At 37.6% G+C, this 20,091-nt stretch carries 14 protein-coding genes and 1 riboswitch; of the genes, 6 read left to right on the forward strand and 8 right to left on the reverse strand.

All coding sequences use genetic code 11. From position 1 onward, the window contains the following. Nucleotides 1-57: 57 nt before the first annotated feature. The 4 genes from BQ5321_RS01120 to argF all read right to left on the reverse strand — a co-directional run bounded on the left by BQ5321_RS01120 (nt 58) and on the right by argF (nt 4,621). Entirely contained in the window at nt 58-1,041 is a 984-nt protein-coding gene (locus BQ5321_RS01120; RefSeq protein ID WP_071392793.1) for an NAD(P)-dependent oxidoreductase, read from the reverse strand. A 13-nt stretch (nt 1,042-1,054) separates the two neighbouring features. Beyond that, the gene (locus BQ5321_RS01125; RefSeq protein ID WP_071392794.1) at nt 1,055-1,909 is read right to left on the reverse strand and encodes a dimethylarginine dimethylaminohydrolase family protein; all 855 of its coding nucleotides are present in this window, start codon (nt 1,907-1,909) and stop codon (nt 1,055-1,057) included. A 99-nt stretch (nt 1,910-2,008) separates the two neighbouring features. Then, a complete protein-coding gene (locus BQ5321_RS01130; RefSeq protein ID WP_071392795.1) occupies nt 2,009-3,553 on the reverse strand; it encodes a YfcC family protein in 1,545 nt (514 codons plus the stop codon). Nucleotides 3,554-3,607: 54 nt separating this feature from the next. Then, on the reverse strand, nt 3,608-4,621 hold the full coding sequence (argF, locus tag BQ5321_RS01135; protein WP_071392796.1) for an ornithine carbamoyltransferase: 1,014 nt from the start codon (nt 4,619-4,621) through the stop codon (nt 3,608-3,610). A 232-nt stretch (nt 4,622-4,853) separates the two neighbouring features. Between argF and BQ5321_RS01140 the strand changes: the two genes are divergently transcribed. Together BQ5321_RS01140 and BQ5321_RS01145 are read left to right on the forward strand one after the other, a co-directional pair. Beyond that, nucleotides 4,854-6,245, forward strand: coding sequence for a YjiH family protein (locus BQ5321_RS01140; protein WP_084786579.1), 1,392 nt, complete (start codon nt 4,854-4,856; stop codon nt 6,243-6,245). Between the two features lie 86 nt (nt 6,246-6,331). Beyond that, entirely contained in the window at nt 6,332-7,957 is a 1,626-nt protein-coding gene (locus tag BQ5321_RS01145; protein WP_071392797.1) for a PucR family transcriptional regulator, read from the forward strand. 52 nt (nt 7,958-8,009) lie between these two features. On the opposite strand, the gene arcC is transcribed toward BQ5321_RS01145, so the two are convergent. Both arcC and thiC read right to left on the reverse strand, forming a co-directional pair. Then, on the reverse strand, nt 8,010-8,981 hold the full coding sequence (gene arcC / locus BQ5321_RS01150) for a carbamate kinase (protein WP_071392798.1): 972 nt from the start codon (nt 8,979-8,981) through the stop codon (nt 8,010-8,012). 269 nt (nt 8,982-9,250) lie between these two features. Continuing rightward, nucleotides 9,251-11,035: a phosphomethylpyrimidine synthase ThiC gene (thiC, locus tag BQ5321_RS01155; protein WP_071393021.1), complete on the reverse strand. Its 1,785-nt coding sequence runs from the start codon at nt 11,033-11,035 to the stop codon at nt 9,251-9,253. A gap of 151 nt (nt 11,036-11,186) precedes the next feature. Then, nucleotides 11,187-11,301: riboswitch (TPP riboswitch) on the reverse strand. 202 nt (nt 11,302-11,503) lie between these two features. On the opposite strand from thiC, the gene BQ5321_RS01160 reads away from it, so the two are divergent. The 3 genes from BQ5321_RS01160 to BQ5321_RS01175 all read left to right on the forward strand — a co-directional run bounded on the left by BQ5321_RS01160 (nt 11,504) and on the right by BQ5321_RS01175 (nt 17,445). Continuing rightward, on the forward strand, nt 11,504-11,887 hold the full coding sequence (locus BQ5321_RS01160) for a DUF4183 domain-containing protein (protein ID WP_071392799.1): 384 nt from the start codon (nt 11,504-11,506) through the stop codon (nt 11,885-11,887). A gap of 240 nt (nt 11,888-12,127) precedes the next feature. Further along, nucleotides 12,128-12,541 (forward strand): DUF4183 domain-containing protein, encoded by a 414-nt coding sequence (locus tag BQ5321_RS01170; protein ID WP_084786580.1) that lies wholly within the window; start codon nt 12,128-12,130, stop codon nt 12,539-12,541. A 332-nt stretch (nt 12,542-12,873) separates the two neighbouring features. Then, nucleotides 12,874-17,445, forward strand: coding sequence for an S-layer homology domain-containing protein (locus BQ5321_RS01175; protein ID WP_071392802.1), 4,572 nt, complete (start codon nt 12,874-12,876; stop codon nt 17,443-17,445). A 43-nt stretch (nt 17,446-17,488) separates the two neighbouring features. On the opposite strand, the gene BQ5321_RS01180 is transcribed toward BQ5321_RS01175, so the two are convergent. Together BQ5321_RS01180 and BQ5321_RS01185 are read right to left on the reverse strand one after the other, a co-directional pair. Next, the gene (locus BQ5321_RS01180) at nt 17,489-18,334 is read right to left on the reverse strand and encodes an IS3 family transposase (RefSeq protein WP_084786582.1); all 846 of its coding nucleotides are present in this window, start codon (nt 18,332-18,334) and stop codon (nt 17,489-17,491) included. Nucleotides 18,335-18,360: 26 nt separating this feature from the next. Further along, nucleotides 18,361-18,663 carry a helix-turn-helix domain-containing protein gene (locus BQ5321_RS01185; RefSeq protein ID WP_071392804.1) on the reverse strand — a complete coding sequence of 101 codons (303 nt, stop codon included), beginning with the start codon at nt 18,661-18,663 and terminating at the stop codon, nt 18,361-18,363. Nucleotides 18,664-18,887: 224 nt separating this feature from the next. Between BQ5321_RS01185 and BQ5321_RS01190 the strand changes: the two genes are divergently transcribed. Continuing rightward, on the forward strand, nt 18,888-19,859 hold the full coding sequence (locus BQ5321_RS01190) for an AraC family transcriptional regulator (RefSeq protein WP_071393022.1): 972 nt from the start codon (nt 18,888-18,890) through the stop codon (nt 19,857-19,859). Nucleotides 19,860-20,091 lie beyond the last annotated feature (232 nt).

Below are 20,091 nucleotides of genomic sequence, written 5' to 3' on the forward strand. Positions count from 1 at the left end.
TATTTACTTACATATGTGACTTTGTCCTCCATATGAGTCAGCGGACTGGCCTTCAAATCAGTTCACAAGTTTAAAAAGTTTATCCTTCTCTCCATTTAAATAATGAATAATATTCCAACAGGAGATTTCTTGCAACGCTTCGAATGACGTTGTTGAGTAAAAGGAAGCGTGTGGTGTGATAATGACGTTTTCACGGTGTGCAAGCGGATGGTTATTTAAATCAGGCGTTTCGTTTATTAGGATATCCAGGCCTGCAGCACGCACTTTTCCTTTATCCAACGCATCAACCAGGGCATCTTCGTCAACACTTAACCCACGTCCCATATTAATGAAAATAGGCTTCTTCTCCATTGAATTAAATGCCTTCTTATCAAAAAAACGAATATTACTATTATTTAAATTCATATGATTGGTTATCATATCTGCTTCTTTATAGATTTCTTCAGGGGATACAAGTTCAACACCTAAATCTGCAGCTAAAGATTTATCTACGTAAGGATCATATGCTATGACTTTTTTGCATAAATGTTTAGCTTTAGATGCTACACATCTCCCGATTTTTCCAAACCCAAAAATGCCAAGTGTTTGAGTTTCCATTCTAGGAGAGGGTTTAAAGCTTGCGAAATCCCACCGTGCACGCTGGTCAACATCTGTAATATAATGCTTATGTCCTTTGTTAAGTGCTAGCATGAATGCAAGTGTTCCTTCGGCAACGTCTTGAGTGCAGTATTCTCCAACAGGACAAACACCAATTCCGCGAAACGTAGCCTCTTCAATATCTACTGCGTCATACCCTGTAGAATTTAGTGAGATTACTTTTAAATTTGGAGCGTGATTAAATGCCTCTTTGTCAAACTGGATAAACGCAGTCAGCAGTGCATCAGCATCTCTTAAATGTTCATAAAACTCTTCCTTATTATTTTCATAATACGAAAACACATCAACCTCAATATGATTTCCCAAGCCTTTTTTTAGTAATTCTATTTCTAACTCATGTGTTGGCATCATACATTCAGGATAATCACTAATAAGGATTTTCATTACCTCACTCCCTCTAAGCACGTTTAATTGGGAAGGTTAAACAATGTGGTCCTCCACCACCATGTAACACCTGATCGAAAGGAACCTCAATAACTTCAACTCCTGCTGCTCTCATCTTATCATTGATTGCCTTATTATTCTTAATGGCTATAACCTTATTATCGCCTATTGCTTGTACATTACAGCCATGCTTAAATACATCTTCGGATGGTACATCAATAATAGTAAACCCGCGACGCTTTACCATTTCTAAGAAATGATAAGGAAGCTCTCTAGTTGCAGCTAAGCATACACTTTCAGTTACAATATTAAAAACCATATCTAAATGGAGGTTTGCTGGAGGTACAGGAACACCTACAACAGTATATCCGTATTTTGATAGTTGATCTCTTAAATTAGCAACACCTGCTTCATCGGTACGATCAACCAGACCTAAAGCAATTGTATGCTCATCTAGCATCCAAATGTCTCCGCCTTCAAAGCAGCCTGCATTTACACGTGCAACTATAGGAATTCCTAACTCTTGTAATTTTGCTTCATAGATTTCTGTTTCTTTTTGTCGAGCAGGATGACGAAAATGACCTATAATGGCACCTTCCTTAATCATACCTCCGAAATCTCTGGCAAAAGTCATTACTTCCAGCTTCGGATCTGGTTTCATTTTGATTACCTCGACTCCATTTTCCCGATAGATATCGAGAAAGGCCTCCCATTCTTCAACCATTACATTATTTTTCTCTGTATCTCCTTTTTCCATCCAACTCTTAGTTATTTCATTGATGGCATTAAACTTATAATATAATGGCGAACATACTAGAACTTGTTCTAATTTATTTGTTGCATTTTTCACATAAAATTTTTCTGCCATATTAAAAATCTCCCTTCATATGCCTTTTTAACATAGATAATCAGACTACTATTAATTATGTTCATTTAAATATCTATTAGAAAATCATATTTAAAACTATCAAGCTAGTAATGTTCCGATGTATAGGAAAATACCACTTAACACTAACGTCCCCAGAACAAATTTCCAGGAGTATTTTATCCATGTTGTATAGCTTACATGGGCTAATTGACATCCAGTCATAACAACGATGGATGTAGGCGCAATCATTTTCGCTATTCCTAAAGCTGCCGCATAAGCAGTAATAACAAGGCTTTCTGGTAATAATGCAAATCTAGATAGTGAAGCCATAATAGACATCGTCGCAGCGGCTAATCCGGTAGAGCTTGGTATTAAAGCAGCTAATGGAAGATAGAATAATAAACTCACAACAGCAAAGGTTGCTGGAGATAAATTACCAAGTGCAGTTTCTCCAAAATGTAAAATCGTAGGTGTGATCATTCCTTCATTCATAACAACTTGTATACCACGTGCTAACGGAATAATTAGAGCTGTGCCTACAAGGCTTCCTGCACCCTTCAATATTACATCAATAATTTGTCCGGCCTTCATGTGCATGGCTACACCGCATAGGAAAGTAACAACCAGTATTAACATCGAAAGCTCGTTAAAGTACCATTGACCGAATGGAACCATTTCAGTACCAAGTATAGTTCCAATTATTGGAATACCAATTAACCAATTGTTAAAATCGATAAAGAATGTCCAATTTGAATTCAATGAATCCCATGGAATTAATGCAATAATCATAATGGTAAATAAGGCAATAAACAATTGTAATACTCGCTTTTGCTCTTTACTCATCACAGTATTTTCATCTTGGGATACAGGAAATTCCTTTAAATCCTCTTGTCTCCTAAAAAACTGTGGTGATAATTTTGGGTTTTTCTTCACTTTATCAGCATATCTGCAAATAAAAATAATAGTTACAGCCAAAAATACAACAAGCATGATTGCTCTCATGAGTAAGCCATCACCGGGGCTGATTCCTGCAATCTCAGAAGCTACTCCTATCGCAAATGGATTAATTGTTGAAGCTAAACAGCCTGCTTGGGTACCAAGCACAACAATTGCTAGAGCTACAAGTGGATCCATGCCCATACCGAGGATTACGGGCATAATCATCAGCATATAAACAAAGCCTTCTTCATAAGCGCCTTCGACGGTGCCTAAAATCCCCATAATTATTACTAGTATAGAAATTAGCTTATAGGAATTATGTTGATTTTTCATTGTTATATTTCTTAAGGCAATTTTTATAGCACCTGACCGATCCATCATCTCTAATAAACTACCAAATAACATAACAAATAATGAAATTCCAATCGCACCCGAAAATCCTTCACCACCAATCATACCAACAATCGGTGCCATTAATACCTGCCAAATACCTTGTGGATTTGATTCGACCTGTTGATAGGTTCCCGCAATTGCTTGCCCATCTTCATTCAATTGATATTCTCCACCAGGAATAATCCACGTCAAAATGGCAATAACAACGATAATCGAAAACAATGTTACATAAACATTTGGAGATTTGAAGGTTTTTTTCTTACTTAGTTTTTTTGTACCAACATCTTCTTCTAGAACTTTTGCTGCTTCCATTTCCTGCGTGCTCCTCTCCTATTTTGAAAAGTATATAAGCACTTATATCCCTTTTTATACTCTAGGAATAAATAAATCACCTAAAGTTGCTGCCATAATTGCTTTAATTGTATGCATACGGTTTTCGGCCTGTTGGAATTGTCGGGCATTTTTAGAATAGAAGACTTCATCAGTCATTTCCATTTCGGCAACACCAAATTTTTGATACATTTCCATTCCAATGATGGTATCTGTATTATGGAAGGCAGGTAGGCAATGTAGCAGAATATAATCATCATTTCCTACATATTGTAAAAGTTCTTTATTAACCTGATATGGGTTTAACAGTTTCACTCTTTCTTCAAATTGTCCTTCTTCACCCATCGCTGCCCATACATTGGTATAAATAACGTTTGCTCCTTTTACAGCAGCTTTTACATCAGATGTTACTTCAATAACAGAGCCGCTCTTTTTAGCAAATTCTCTTGCAATTACTTGGATCTCTTCTGTTGGGAATAACTCCTCAGGTGTGGCAATTGTAACATTGACACCGAGGATGGCACCGGTAATCAGCAAGCTGTTTGCAACGTTATTCCGTCCTGTACCACAGTAAACAAGCTTAAGCCCTTCCAACTTTCCGAATTCTTCCTTTACTGTCATGTAGTCAGCCAGCATTTGTGTTGGATGTTCTTTATCTGTTAAACCATTCCAAACTGGAACCCCCGCATATTTTGCTAAGTCTTCAACCACTGATTGTTTAAAGCCTCTAAATTCAATACCATCAAACATAGATCCCAATACGAGAGCAGTATCTCTCACACTTTCCTTTTTACCTAATTGAATATCATCTTTCCCTAGAAATTCTGGATGTGCACCTAAATCCAATGCTGCTACAGTAAACGCAGCGCGAGTTCTCGTTGATGTCTTTTCAAATAATAAAGCAATATTCTTACCATCAAGATATCGATGTGGAATTCCCCTCTTTTTCATCTCTTTTAAGTGTTCTGAGAACTCAATTAAATAGATTAATTCCTCTTTAGAATAATCTTTAGTTGATAATAGACTTCTTTGTTGAAATACTGATGTCATTATTATTCTCCTCTCGGTTGTATAAGTTGATTACAATCGAATTATATTTTAGTTCAAATGCTGTTTGAATTATTCAAAGGTACAATATCTCTGTAAATGAATTGTACTTTGTCACATAGATGCACGTTTTTGTACTAGCTATAATATATGTAGGTGGTTTTTTGAAAAGGTCGTAATAATAACAGAATATGAAACTACAAAATTAAGGGATTTTGAAAGGATGATCTGAGATATGATACCCAACAATGCTGTTCCTGCTTCAAGAACATCTCATGAATCAAAGCCAACAAAAAAAGAGGTATTGCAATTTCTAATTCCATCTTTATGTGGAGTGCTTATCTTTTTGTTTCCATTTCCATGGGGTGGAGAAATAAATGTCCCAATTGGAATTATTTCTGAAAGTCTAGCAGAATTCATCAAACCCATCGCACCCTTATTAATTGCGATCCTAATTTGTTTAAACGCTTTCATTTCTACTGTCACAATATTATTTAAACCAAGATTCATACTTGAGAAAGCATTACTAGCTAAATTATTTTATACAACTCCTTATTATGTAAGTGTAAGGGTATTAGGATCGATTATCACAGTCATGTGTTACTTTGGATTTGGCCCGGCTTTGGTGATTGCTCCGGATACAGGATTAACAATGTTAAATCTTTCAGGAACCTTAATTGCCTGGTTTTTTACGGCCTCTTTTTTAATACCCTTACTAATGAACTTTGGAATAATGGAATATGTTGGAACTTTTGTTAGTGATTATACACGTCCTCTTTTTAAGATACCTGGAAGGTCTGCGGTCGATTTATTAGCTTCTTGGGTTGGAAACTGTAACGTTGGAGTTGTATTAACAACATCTCAATATGAAAAAGGCTATTATACAGCAAAAGAAGCGATTATTATTTCTACTTGTTTTTCTGCTGTTTCTCTACCATTTTGTCTTGTTATAGCAGCAATGTTAGATGTAGACTCTCTCTTTTTTCCATTCTATGCAATAGTGTGTATTACTGGTATTGCCAGTATTATTATCATGACAAGGATTCCACCGCTATGTAAGTACCCAGATGAATATCTTCCCAATGTTGGAAAGCAGGTAAACGAACAGGTTCCGGCGGGAATCAAAAAGTCTGAATGGGCTCTGAAACAAGGCGTGAATAAAGCAAAATCAGCTGCTTCTTTCACTGGTATTTTATACGAAGGATTAGATATGTTTTTGGGTATTATTTTTATCCTTACACCAATAGTTATGTGTTATGGAACTATTGCATTAATTCTTGCAACATACACACCGATTTTTAATTTGATATCTCTTCCATTTGGATATTATTTGGACTTTTTCGGTGTTCAGGAGGCTTTTGCAGCAGCACCTGCAACAATTGCCGGCTTTGCGGATATGATTATTCCCGCAGTTCTTGCAGCAAACATTGAATCATTTGAAACCCGATTCATCATTGGAGCTTTATCTTTAGTACAGATTATTTATATGACAGAAGTAGGCACATTAATTATTACATCAAAAATGCCAATTCGTTTCTTTGGATTGTTAGTACTTTTTATTGAAAAAACCCTTATTGCTGTTCCGCTCATTATACTACTTATGAAGCTATTTGGAATTTCGGGATAATATTCTCGCAATAAATGGTGTCATCTAGAGGAAGGTAATTTTCTACACACCTATATACGCATCAAGATTGGAAAGGTGATAAGAATATGATTCTTACAATTAATGAAATTATGAAACTTAAGGAGTTTAACAATTCATATTTCCTTACAGGCAACGGGAACATATCTAGAAAAGTTACAAGCATAACAATCATGGATATCGCCAATATTGATGAATGGATAAAGCCTTACGAGTTATTAATAGCAGGTAATTTTTTCGAAACTGTAATCGATGCTGAATTTATTAAAAGACTAAGTGAGAAAAAATGTTCTGGAATCATTACGAAAAATAAATTCATAAAATACATATCATCTGAAATATTAACTCTTTCTGAGATGATTAATTTCCCAATAATAATTGTATCTGATGAATATAGCTGGAGTGAGTTAATTACACCTATAACACAACAAATTATTAAGTTGCAGCAGAAAATAATTATTGAATCAGATCAATTTCAAAGTGCGATAATAAATTCGGTACTGAAAAACCATTCCTTTGATAATATGTGTACAAGCATTTCTAAAGCAATTGGACACTCTCTTGCTATAATAAATACATACGATGAAATTATTGACGCATCTTCGGACTTCGATTGGCACAATGAATTGAAGGACTTCGAAATTAACGTAAATTCTAAATTTACGATTGGTTATGATTTACAAGGAGATCCAATAAATGGATATATCCAGTTGGGCTTACATAATAGTTCGAGTTCATTTCAATTTGCTATCTATCCCATACAGGACTCAACTATCCATATAGGTTATATCGTTATAAAAATAGACAAAAACTTAAACATCATTGAAAATAGTTTGATGCTAAAAATTCAAAGCTTCGCCCAAATCCTCGTTTTAAAAAATATGATTTATAAAGATTTATATCAAGCTAATCTTTATTATCGGGAACTAATACTAGATGAGATTCTTAATCTCACAGAACTTACAAGTACACAAAAAATTAGATTTGAGTTATCGATTGGACATCCGATTGAGAATAACTACTATATTTGTATTTTCCAATTACTTGATAATCAGCAAAAACAACTATGGAGTATGGCTGAAAAACACAATATTATAGACTTTCTCAAGAAATATTATTATGATTATTCAAAAATACTAGTTTTTATTAAGGAAGAACAATTAATTATTTTTATTGGGGAATCGATACGTAATTCAGTAAAGTCGATTGGGAATCTACTTTCTCTCTTCCAATATTACTTTTCTAGTAATGATATTTATGCTGGAATTAGCCAATTAAGAAGGTTAGAACAAGCAGCTTTAGGATTAAAGGAGGCAAAGCACGCACTGAATTTTATCTTAAAAAATAACTCCTCAAAAAAGTATCAATTTTATAAAGACTTAGGTTTCTTAAGACTTCTCACAGACAAAAAGGGGGATATTGAAAATATCTATTTTGAGGAATTACTTAATAGCTTTATCAAGCCAATCATAGATTATGATAGTAAGTACAATACACAACTATTAAATACCATTCAAATTTACTTTAAAAATAATTTTTCTAATAAAGAAACCAGCGAAAGTCTCTTTATTCACAAAAACACACTAAGAGCAAGAATTCAGCGAATAGAGGAAGTATTATCAATCAATTTTACAGATAATGACGATACGTTAAATTTACAAATTGCATTGAAAATATATGAAACAATGAAGTGAAATATATCTATGAAAAAGCCAGGCTGATTCTCCTGGCTTTTTACTACTACTTTTAAGCTAACACTAAATATTCTTCCAACACCTTGGATGTCGCAATTACAGTACCAGTTTTTCCTGCTAGTGCGGCGGGTGCATTTTCCAAGGACGTTATCATTGCCTTACCCTGTGGACATGCTTCCAAATAGGTTAAGCAGGCTTCAACCTTCGGAAGCATACTCCCCTTTGCAAACTGTCCTTCCATAATATACTTCTTTGCTTCTTCAGTGCTAAGATAACTTAGGCCTCTTTGGCTTACTGTATTGTAATTTACACAGACTTGATCTACCGCTGTCAAAATTAACAACATATCTGCTTGGATATCAGTTGCCAATTTAGCACATGAAAGATCTTTGTCAATAACAGCTGCAACTCCTTGATACCCGTCTATTCCCTCGATAATAGGGATACCGCCACCGCCAACTGTTATAACGATTTCACCTCTATCTGCTAATTCCTTTATCAAGCCTAATTCGACAATTCTCTCTGGTAATGGACTAGGTACCACTCTACGATAGCCCCGACCGGCATCTTCAACAAATACAAAGCCTTTTTCTTTTGCAAACCTATCAGCCTGATCTTTACTATAAAAAATACCTACAGGTTTTGTGGGGGTTAAAAAGGCGGAATCCCATTGATTTACAACTACTTGAGTTACTACTGTGCACACAGGTCGAAAAATACGTTGTTTAGCCAATTCATTTTGAATTGCTTGTTGCAGATGGTAACCAATATAGCCCTGGCTCATAGCCCCGCATTCAGCAAATGGCATGGATGGAACTGATTTATCATTAAGACTAGCAAAATCAAATGCCAGATTTATCATTCCTACCTGAGGACCATTTCCATGTCCAATAATTATGTCATAATCGTCTTTTGCAAATTCTGCAATCGTCTTTGCGGTTTTCTTAACTAAACTAATTTGTTCTTGAGGGTTTTTCCCTAATGCATTGCCTCCTAATGCAATAACCAATTTTTGACGCTGCATGGTATTTCTCCTTTCCAAATGCAAATAATGATTCTATAAACAAATTATATAGATAATAATTACCCATTTGAATTATCCAAAAGCACAAACCAACACTCATTAAATTGTACAATGGTCTATTATGAATGCGGAATAAATGAAAGGGAGGGGGAGAACGTATATAAGTGACAGGCACCACCCGTTATTTGTCGGTATTTGGAAGAAAGTGACAGGCACCACCCGCTATTTGTCGATAATCCGAATGCGGGGACAATCAGTCCCCGCGTTTTTCATTGATAGAGGTTTCCGCCGGATTGCTTAAATTCTTGAGCTTTGGTCTTCATACCTATTTCAATCGCTTCGTTCGTATCAAGTTTGTTTTCTTTTGCGTATTGACGAATATCTTGGGAAATTCTCATGCTGCAAAATTTGGGCCCGCACATGGAGCAGAAGTGGGCGGTTTTGGCTCCTTCTGCAGGTAAGGTTTCATCATGATATTCGATGGCGCGTTCAGGGTCTAAGGCTAAATGAAACTGGTCTCTCCAGCGGAATTCAAAACGAGCTTTCGATAGGGCATCATCGCGAAGGCGTGCTCCCGGATGTCCTTTTGCTAAATCAGCCGCATGGGCTGCGATTTTATACGTGATAACCCCTTCACGAACGTCATCCCGATTCGGTAACCCCAAATGTTCTTTTGGCGTGACATAACATAGCATCGCAGTACCATACCAGCCAATCATCGCTGCTCCAATCGCCGATGTGATGTGATCATAGCCAGGAGCGATATCGGTTGTCAGAGGTCCCAGTGTATAAAAAGGGGCTTCTTGACATGCTTCTATCTGTTTATCCATATTCTCCTTAATCAGATGCATGGGAACATGCCCCGGCCCTTCGACCATGACCTGGACATCATGCTTCCAAGCGATTTTCGTTAACTCTCCAAGAGTCTCTAATTCGGCAAACTGTGCTTCGTCATTTGCATCGGCAATTGAGCCAGGACGCAAGCCATCTCCTAATGAAAAGGCAATATCATACGATTTCATGATTTCACAGATGTCCTCGAAGTGTGTATATAAAAAGTTTTCTTTATGGTGGTGTAAGCACCATTGTGCCATGATCGAACCACCGCGAGAGACAATCCCCGTTACACGCTTGGCGGTTAACGGGACATATCGTAAAAGAACTCCCGCATGAATCGTGAAGTAATCCACGCCCTGCTCGGCTTGTTCGATTAAAGTATCACGGTAAACCTCCCAGGTCAGATCCTCCGCAACCCCGTTTACTTTTTCCAGCGCCTGATAGAGTGGGACCGTTCCCACAGGCACCGCTGCGTTACGAATAATCCATTCCCGTGTCGTATGGATGTTTTTTCCGGTAGATAAATCCATAATATTATCAGCGCCCCAGCGCGTTGCCCAGGTCATTTTTTCAACCTCCTCCTCAATCGAGGATGAAACAGCAGAGTTGCCAATATTCGCATTAATTTTCACATGAAAGCTGCGACCGATGATCATGGGCTCGGCTTCCGGATGGTTGATATTAGACGGAATAATCGCCCGACCCTTTGCCACCTCATCCCGTACGAATTCAGGCTTCATCTTTTCCCTAATCGCGATGAATTCCATTTCAGGCGTGATGATTCCCTTTCTGGCATAATGAAGCTGCGTAACATTTTGGCCTTTTTTCGCACGTAATGGTTTCCGCTTTAACCCAGGGAACACGTTACGATTGGCGCGTGGATCGTTTGCCTTTAGATAGCCATTATCCTCAGGCTTGATACCCCGACCCAGATACTCCTCCACGTCGCCACGCTCATGAATCCATGGGCTGCGAAGGGCAGGAAGACCTTTCGTAATATCAACGGAATAATCTGGATCTGTATAAGGTCCACTCGTGTCATATACACGAACAGGTGGATTCTCGGATTCTCCGAAAGAACCACTGGTCGGGCTTAACTCGATTTCCCGCATCGGAACCTTCATGTCAGGCCGAGAACCAGTGACATAAACCTTCTTGCTACCTGAAAAATTTGCCTTGATGGAAATTCTTTGTTCGTTTGCAGAATGGTTGGACATGGACATCATAAATCTCTCCTTTTTTTGAAAAATAAAGGACAAGATACCGATCACAACAAGTGGAAAGCTGATAACGCTTATGAAGTACATAAAAAAGCCGGTATCCAATCAAAGGTTGGACCCGGCTAATCTGTATGCAGAAGTAGTATGGCTACAATTATGCTAACTTCCCCACGCTGGTATGAACCAGATCAGGTCCCAAGAGTCAAGAAACTTCAACGCGTTCCTTTCTCAGCCCAACTCATTGGACTCCCCTAGTTATTTCTATTCGATTCGAGATTAGTATACAGGAGGCTTTTTTAAAATAAAAGAAAAAAATGGAAAATAGGAATGGGGACATAGGGACAGGTCCGTTATCCTATGCTGGGGCAAGGGACCTTTGTCCCTCAAAAATCAGCTAACAAACAATCAACTTGTCCAATTCCTTAATAGAATAATACTAATCATTGAAAAAGGAGGTGACACAATATGGCACTCCAATTGATGAAGCTTCTTGTTACTGCTACAACCACCACTGAAATTGTTCCTGCGGATACAAGATTTTTTCATGTCACAAACGCTTTAACAGCGGCCGGTTCTACTTTAACCATTGATGCGGCAAGTTTTTTTGACGATGCAGGTGCAGAAGTTACATCGCTTCCGACATTAGCCGCCAATAATAGCTACTTTAATGTTTACGTGAATGGTGTATTACAAATGGAAGGTATCTCAACCTATACACCTGGTGCAACCGGTGTCGGTTCATTGGCTATTGATGTTCCAGCAGGAGGAGGAGACATTCCAGCAGATACACCAATTGTTGTTGAGGTTCTAAATTATGCTCCGTCTTCTTCTACAACGGTTACAACCTAATGAAAAAGAAAAAGGAGTCTTGCAGGCTCCTTAACTTCATTCATCAGAAGTTCTCCACTTCTACAAGTGGGAGATGAATGCAAAGGGTGCTTCGATTCAGTGGGGGTTCAAACCCTGGCTGAATGAAGTTAAGCCTCCGGCGGATGTCACGGATTTTTTAAAGGTAGTTTATCGAGTGAGCTCAGGTAATCCGGACGCAAATTCGACGAGCGAATTTGATAGAAGAAAGGACAGTTTTTTATGGCTCGTAAATCATCACGTCCGCATAAAAAATTTCTTCGTGATTTTTCACTTTTGATAAAAAATATATACATTCAGCCCAGAGTAACTAGATTCTTTTATCAAGCAAAACATAATATCTGCCTGGAGAAATACCAGGTGATTCCTGCATACCAATTCATCAATGATGCTGGAAAATCCATAAAAAAATTCCCTTATAAAGGGAAAAGCAAATATAGTAATCTCTACATTAATGGAATCATGCAGGAGGGAAAGGCTTATAAAATCAAAAAGAAAAAATTAATGATTAAAAACATAGGAGGAACCATCTATGCTGGAACTCCTATAGTAATTGAAATAGTCGAATTTCGATTGGGATACAGGGACAGGTCTGAACTGAACCCAAAAGTGATCATGGAAAAGGGTAGGAAGTAAGTCATATCTTATAGTGATATGGCTTTTTTTATTACTTATTCTGGGATAGATTTGCTCCTGAGTTCTTCGGTTATTAGTTAGAGGAAACGCTGCAAGTAGAGAAATTTTTGGGAATATTTGGTGGGACGAAGGACCTGTCCTCCTGTCCCAGTTCATAGTGGTTGACTGCTAGTAAAATATTACTATATGATAAAACGTGAATTGCGTCTCTATATGGAAAATTTTGAATAATGGGGTTTTTCGCTGAAAGACCAGACATATAAACGACTCATATTCAGGGAAAGTGAATAAAGGTTATTTCAAATTAGAGAATGAATAATGGAGGTCTTTCATTGGCTAGGTCAAAAAACTATAAGAAATTTATCTCAGCAACAATGGCAACAACGGTTATGGCTTCATCGGTTGCTGCGGTTTTACCAGGTAATACGTTAAATGTAGAAGCTGCTAGTTTTACAGATATAGAGAGTGGTACATATTATTATGAGGCTGTTCTTCACCTAACAGAAAAGGGTGCGATTAAGGGGTATGAGGATGGGACGTTCAGACCATACCAGGCCATCACTCGTGGTCAAGCAGCATCCATATTGGCTCAGGCTCTACAGCTGGAAGTGGAAAATGTAAAAAATCCAGGATTTGTAGATGTTACGACAGATTATCGCTTCTACAGTGCAATTGCGGCTTTAGTAAAAGCGGGAATTGTCCAAGGGGTGACGAAGGATACATTCGCACCTGAAAAAGGAATCACTCGTGCGGAAATGGCGAAGATGATTTCCCATGCCTTTCAGCTGAAGGACAAGCAGGACTCAAAAACTACTTTCACAGATGTACCAGAAAATAGCTGGTATGGGGAATTTGTAGAGGCACTCTATGATAATGGAGTAACCGAAGGGAAAACAAAGTCAACCTTTGCCCCGCATGATCCAGTTAGCCGCGCGCAGCTGGCTACCTTTATCTTTCGGGCACAGCAATCCCAGCAGGAAAACAAAGAGGATGAATCAACCAATCCGGATACTACACCAGCACCAGGTCCATCAACCGGTGGAGGTTCTGGAGGAGGTGGCGTTCCAACCACACCAGCACCAGATCAAACAGTTGCCAATGCAGTAATAGAGAAAATTACAGCTTTACCGGCTGTGGATGCACTCTCATTGTCAGATGAAACGGCTGTAAATGAGGCAAAAACAGCATGGAATGCCTTGACACCTTCACAGAGAGAGCTAGTAAGCACAGAACTTCAAACGAAGTTAATAGAAGTAATTGCTAAAATAAATGAATTATCCGATCAATTCATTCCTGAAGGATATGTGCTAAAGGATGATGGAAAAACAGCAAAAGTCACAACAAATGAAGCGTTTAACTATGCTGTCGGACAATCAGGCGTAGAAAAGATTGAAATAACTGCAGGATTTACCTCCAATTTTAGGGGAATAATCAAACAGGAAATAATCATACCTGAGGAAATTGAAAAAGAAACGATAAATTTCAATCATTCAATTGTACAGAATCTATCTGTATATGGCGATGATATTACAATAGAAAACGCAACGATTCATAATCTGCTTATCGCGGACACCGTATATGATTTAACCCTATTAAATGTTAAGGATGCAGAGGAATCCATGCATACCTTTGATGGTGGTGGGGATCAATCCATTGTCCTAATCGGTAATACAACCTTCAAGGGTGATATTAAAATTACTTCAGGTTCAGCTATCCAGGTAAGAGCAGAAAGTGAAGACGCAGCTATCAATGGAACCGTTTGGATTGAATCTGAAGCGAATACGATTATTTCAGCACCGGTTACAAATGTGATTATTGATAAAGGAAATGAAAATATCCAAATTAATAGTAATATAGAGCAATTGATTATCCGCAGCGATGCAACTATTAAATATGGTGATAATGCCCATATCGAAAAGGCTGTAAAACGAGTCGGTGTTACTGTAGTAGCGGAGGAAGGCCACCCGATTGAATTCACTGAGATACTCGATAATTTCGAATTGCAACGATTGCTTTTGACAGCTGAGAATTTACGTGAAAAGGCAGCCATTGGGGACAAAGAAGGCAATGTGACTCAAGAAGCATTGGACCAGCTAAAGTCAGCAATGGATCAAGCCCAAAAAATCTATGATGAAAATACAAGTGTGGATGAAGAAACACAAGATATGATCGATTCTGAAGTAAGCCGTCTCCAAGCTTCTATCACAGAATTTAGAAACAATATCGTTCATGTCGACCGAAAAGAACTTGAATATGAATGGCATCGGGCGCAGCGCCTTGCTAATCAAGTAACGATTGGTACACAACCAGGTCAATATCCTGCGGAAGATTTTCAAGCCCTTCAGGCTCTGATTGCAGAGGCAGAGGAAATGCATGAGGGATATGGCTACAGCCAGCAGGAAATAGATGAAAAGACAGCGGAATTACAACGCTTTATTACCTACTTTTTAACAACAAAGGTAGAGGATGGCAAAGGTGAGGATTCCATTATAGATGGAAGTATTACCTTTACACTTCAAGGTGAGCATTTTACTAACCTTCCATCTGTAGATGTTGAAATTATCGCTTATCGGGAAAATATGGGTTCCAATACCGCTCAATTTTCGACACCAGAAAAGGTTCAAGAGGAGAATGGATATAGGATTAACGTGACCAATATTGATGTTTCGTTAGCAGATACCTATTACGCCGTTATCAAAACGAATCGATATCTTTTTATTGAAAAATTAACGAAAAAAGAGCTCGAAGGTGGAACCATTAAGCCATTAACGACTGAAAATCATGTTCTTTTACAAGCAGAGGTACCATTCTCTGACGAAACAAAAGAACATAATAATCTAGCGCTTAATTTAACAAATGATAGCGGAAAAGGAATTTTATCTGCTTATGTTTCAACAGGATCCTATGTACCTGTCGGGACCTATAATATTCAATATAATACAGTTGGAACGGATGCGTCCTACAGCTTATTTAAAGACAACTTTACTGTTTCTGAAACGAACAATAAAATCCAGTTCACTGAAGAGGAATTGGCTCTTGTTACATTTGAAATAGAGCAAAGTCAGCCAGTCAATTACAAGTTTGATGGGGCCGCTCCATTATATTCTTTAGGAGATAAATATAATGTAATCTATCACCCTAGAATGCCAGAAGGAATTACTTCTCTTTATTTGACGAAGGGGGAATATGAGAGCATCAGGCCAATCTATTCCATTGAAAAAGGCGAAGAATATTGGAGAATTGCTTTTGATATAAAATCAATCGATATACAAAATAATCAAACCTTAAAAGTTGACGATAAGCTTAAGTTTGATGTTGAATGGAAGAATTCAGAGTTTGAGGGTACTTCAATGGATGTGAATACTCCGTTCGATTATTATTATGATGTTTCCGTAAAAGATTCAACTGGTCAGGAAGTTGATTCAATTGAAAAGGCAGCATTGGATGAATGGGAAAATTTAATCCATACTTCTGAGTATGTTAATGGAAAAATAACCGTTAAAACAGCGGATAAGGAATTTTCCAAGGTAGTGGATCGATTTAATTTTAGGAACTTCACAATCAGTGATATTACCAATGGTGAGCCCATTTCAGGTGAAGCTGAAATCATCTTTTCTGTAGAGGATTCACCGATTGCGATTCAACCATACAGTGAAACCATCACGATTTCAAGCAATGATGAGGGAGTGCCTGGTTCGGGTGAAAATCCTGATGACCAAGGTGCGCCAAAGTTCGTTAATGAGGAAATGAAAGTGGAGGATCAGTCTTACTCAGAATGGTTGACCTCAGCAGGTATTTCATTAGATCAGTATTTTGAGGGAGAGAACCTGCAATATGAAATATCGGTAGAGCGTGAGGATTTAATTCGTGCTGAGCTTAATGGCCATACGATAGAGCTTGAACCGCTATTTAATCAGGAAGAGATGGATTCATACCGTTTAGAACCGATTCTAGTAAAGGTTACGGCAGCAAATGAGCACGGAAGCTTAAGTGAAGAGTTCAAAATTCATTTTTATCCTGAAGCGACTGGATTAGAAACGCATCGAATTGAAGCGGGAAATGTGATTCATTGGCAGGATAGTCGTGTGTCCGAGGTAACAGGGTACAAGGTTTATAGAGGGTTAAATGATCACTTTGAAAATGCTGAGCTTATTTCAGATGTAATTAGCACAGGGACAGAATCTTTCATTGATAAGAATCCAAAACCTGGTGAGAATTATTATTATTTTGTTCGTCCTATTTTGAATGGTGAAGTCGTTCAAAACGGGGATCATTCTTCAAATATAAAAGAAGAGATGAAGAGCAGACTGGAAGGCCGACTAGGGTCGTTGAAATTTGCCTTAGATGATAGCCCAAGTATGTTAGCAGAATCTGTCACATATGCAGAAGAAGAGTTGAATCGGGCGCTAGAGGCTGGCTGGACTCAAGCAGAGATTGAGAGTTTTTCAGGGTATGCAAACTTGCTTCCTGCTCAGGAAAAACTATCTAGTTTTGTACAACTAGCATCCCCTGCAAACCTTGTCACAAATGGTACCAAAATTTCTTGGGATCCAGTTGATCTTGCAACAGGATATGAAGTGATCATCTATCAGAAGAACAAGCTGGATGACTACAGGGATGTTATTTTTACAATCGATGAGCAAGTGAATGAAACCTTCCTTGATTTATCAAATATTGAGGGTCTAAAGTCTGGCAAATATCAGGTCCGAGTAATAGCCATTGGAGAAGGGGACCCGCAGTCCATTTCACGCCTCACTCCTTTTTCCGGTACTGATATCACGTTTGGTGACAAAGCAGCGGACACTCAAGTCAATGAATCAGAAGAAAAAGTAACATTCTCCTCAACATTAACCATGGAAGATGCTTTCATAGTAGAAAACGGCTTTTTAAGATTTTGTCGGTGACAGTGGTCAAGCCCCCAATAAATAGACACTAATAAATTCGACATTATGCTAATTTTTGGTAATTTAAATAGTAATCTTTAGGAGAAATGAATCCGAGTTTATCTTGGATTCGTTTCTCATTGTAATAGCGAATAAAGCTCTTTAAATCCTGCTGAAAAGAATGAAGATTTACCGTATAGAAACAAGGGAATTCTGTTTTCAGTTGAGAAAAAAAGCTTTTAATAACGGCATTATCCCAGCAGTTAGCTTTACGAGACATACTTGGAGTGAACTTTAGTGTTTTAGCCAGTTTATTATGCTCGAAAGAGCGGTAAACGCTGCCCTGATCACTATGGATCACAACGCCCTCTAATGACTTTAATTTTCTTCTTTTTTGAGCAGCTTCAATAGTAGCTTTAATAAGCTCCTGATTTGGACTGGAGCTAATTTGTAAGGCAAGTATTTCTCGGTTAAATAAATCCATTAATGCTGAAATATAAAACTTCTTACCCTCAACTAAGACCTCAGTCATATCTGTTACCCATTTTTGATTTGGATGAATGGCCTCAAAATCTCTATTAAGAAGGTTTTCATAGACATAACCAACAGCCTTCCCCTTGGCTTCTTTTGTAGTTTTGGGACGTCGTACTGTTGCTTTAATATTTGCTTCTCTCATGATACGAGCTACTTTTTTATGGTTAACCAGTGTTCCTTTGGAAGATATATATATTGCGATTCTTTTGGCTCCATAGGTTCCTTTGTGGTGAGAATAAGCACGTTTTATCTTGGTTAGTAACTTACGATCTTTAGTAGACACTTGTGATTTTGGTCGATTTAGATAGGCATAATAACCACTAGTAGATACACCTAATACAGTACAAGGAAGGATAACTGAATAATCCTTCCTCAAGTACGAAATAGCTTCAAATTTCTTGCTTATTCGTTCTCCTTGAGAAAGGCCTGGAACTTTTTTAATATTTCATTTTCCAATTCTTTTTCTTTTAATTTTTTCTCTAACTCTCGTACTTTTTGATTATTATTTTTGGTTTGAGGGGACCTGTGGGAACTTGGATTTTTAAGGCCATCTTCACCTTTCCTTTTATATGCATTGACCCAGTTATTTACTGTATCACGGTGTACACCTAAATCGTCCGCAGCTTCTATAACTGACTTTTTACCGTCTAATACCTGAAGTACAGCTTCTAACTTAACTTCGACACTTGTGTGTTTTTTAGCCATTCTAGTTGTCCCCCCGAAATGTTGGTATGTCGTGTTTCTATCTATACTATATGTCCATTATAAGGGGGTCAACCACAGTGACGCCCCGGAATTTGTCGATGAATTAGCATGGTTATTATGTAGACAAATATCATAGCTATGCTCATTCAGGAAATGGCATAATAAAAATCACCAAGGCAATGACTAAGGTGAGTCTGCCAAAAAAAAACCATCCGGGTGATGAGATGACGAATGATCTTTTGTTGGAATTAATGCAATTGAATGAGGAAGAAAAATTGATTGTCAATCAGAAAAAGAAAAAAGAGGTTAAGAAAGACCTCTATACCACTCAGTCTGCCTTTGTGATTGAGGGTGAAAAGTTCCTGGGCAAGGACAAAATGATTGAGATACGTAAACACACGCGATTTATTGACTTTCCTATGCATCGTCATAACTATATTGAAATCAATTATGTTTTAAATGGAAAGCTCAAGCAAAAGGTTGGTAATGAAAGGATTTGTTTGCAGCAGGGAGAGCTCATCCTGTTAAATCAGCATATTTACCACGAAATTGAGGCCAGTGCAGAAGAGGACATTATCATCAACTTTATTATTCAGCCGCAATTTTTTGAGTTTATCTTTACTTTCCTATCATCAGATAACATGATTAGTAATTTCCTCATTAACAGCATCTATAATCATACACAAAATGGGCAATATCTCTACTTTGCCATTTCTGAAGTTAAAGAAATACAAGACATTATTATTAAAATGATCGAGGAAATCAGGAATTCTTCGCTGCTATCTGATTCCTTTATTAAGCTGTATACAGGCTTACTTGTCGTTGAACTAATCAAGCATTCCAATAAGCTCAAACAGAATGAAGAGAATCCTGCCCATCAATATATTATGGTGGAAACCATGAAGTACATTGATGTCCATTACCAGACTGCGTCGTTGTATGAGCTGGCTGAAAAGCTGCACCAGCCTCATTATGCGCTAAGTAAACAAATTAAAAGTTCTACAAGCTATACATTTAAAGAGCTGATTCAAGAAAAACGGCTGAGTCAAGCAAAGCAATTATTACTAGGGACTGAGATGCCTATTACAGAAATTGTAGAGCGTGTCGGCTATGATAATATCAGCTATTTTTATCGTATTTTTAAAAATAAATTTGGTGTAACGCCTAAAAAATTCAGGGAGAACAAGGTAGATTAACCATTTACTGTGTTCTCCTTTTTTGCAAATAAGGACAATAATTCTTCTAAATGCCGACATAGGAAGTTTGTCAAAATCAAGTATTATAGAGATGTGGAAAGCGATTATATCCACTAGATAAAAGAAGTATATTACGGATATTCAGATTTTTTACATGGGGTTTTTACAGAATGATGTCCTCTTGTGATGAAAGTAGCCGACAGCCACAATTTTGCAAATAAGGATAATTTTT

The organism is Bacillus tuaregi (assembly GCF_900104575.1).
Lineage (GTDB): Bacteria > Bacillota > Bacilli > Bacillales > Cytobacillaceae > Bacillus_BD > Bacillus_BD tuaregi.

Coding starts and splice junctions, on each gene's coding strand:
- BQ5321_RS01120 (WP_071392793.1), bottom strand. CDS start 1,041: ATGAAAATCCTTATTAGTGATTATCCTGAATGTATGATGCCAACACAT.
- BQ5321_RS01125 (WP_071392794.1), bottom strand. CDS start 1,909: ATGGCAGAAAAATTTTATGTGAAAAATGCAACAAATAAATTAGAACAA.
- BQ5321_RS01130 (WP_071392795.1), bottom strand. CDS start 3,553: ATGGAAGCAGCAAAAGTTCTAGAAGAAGATGTTGGTACAAAAAAACTA.
- argF (WP_071392796.1), bottom strand. CDS start 4,621: ATGACATCAGTATTTCAACAAAGAAGTCTATTATCAACTAAAGATTAT.
- BQ5321_RS01140 (WP_084786579.1), top strand. CDS start 4,854: ATGATACCCAACAATGCTGTTCCTGCTTCAAGAACATCTCATGAATCA.
- BQ5321_RS01145 (WP_071392797.1), top strand. CDS start 6,332: ATGATTCTTACAATTAATGAAATTATGAAACTTAAGGAGTTTAACAAT.
- arcC (WP_071392798.1), bottom strand. CDS start 8,981: ATGCAGCGTCAAAAATTGGTTATTGCATTAGGAGGCAATGCATTAGGG.
- thiC (WP_071393021.1), bottom strand. CDS start 11,035: ATGTCCAACCATTCTGCAAACGAACAAAGAATTTCCATCAAGGCAAAT.
- BQ5321_RS01160 (WP_071392799.1), top strand. CDS start 11,504: ATGGCACTCCAATTGATGAAGCTTCTTGTTACTGCTACAACCACCACT.
- BQ5321_RS01170 (WP_084786580.1), top strand. CDS start 12,128: ATGGCTCGTAAATCATCACGTCCGCATAAAAAATTTCTTCGTGATTTT.
- BQ5321_RS01185 (WP_071392804.1), bottom strand. CDS start 18,663: ATGGCTAAAAAACACACAAGTGTCGAAGTTAAGTTAGAAGCTGTACTT.
- BQ5321_RS01190 (WP_071393022.1), top strand. CDS start 18,888: ATGACGAATGATCTTTTGTTGGAATTAATGCAATTGAATGAGGAAGAA.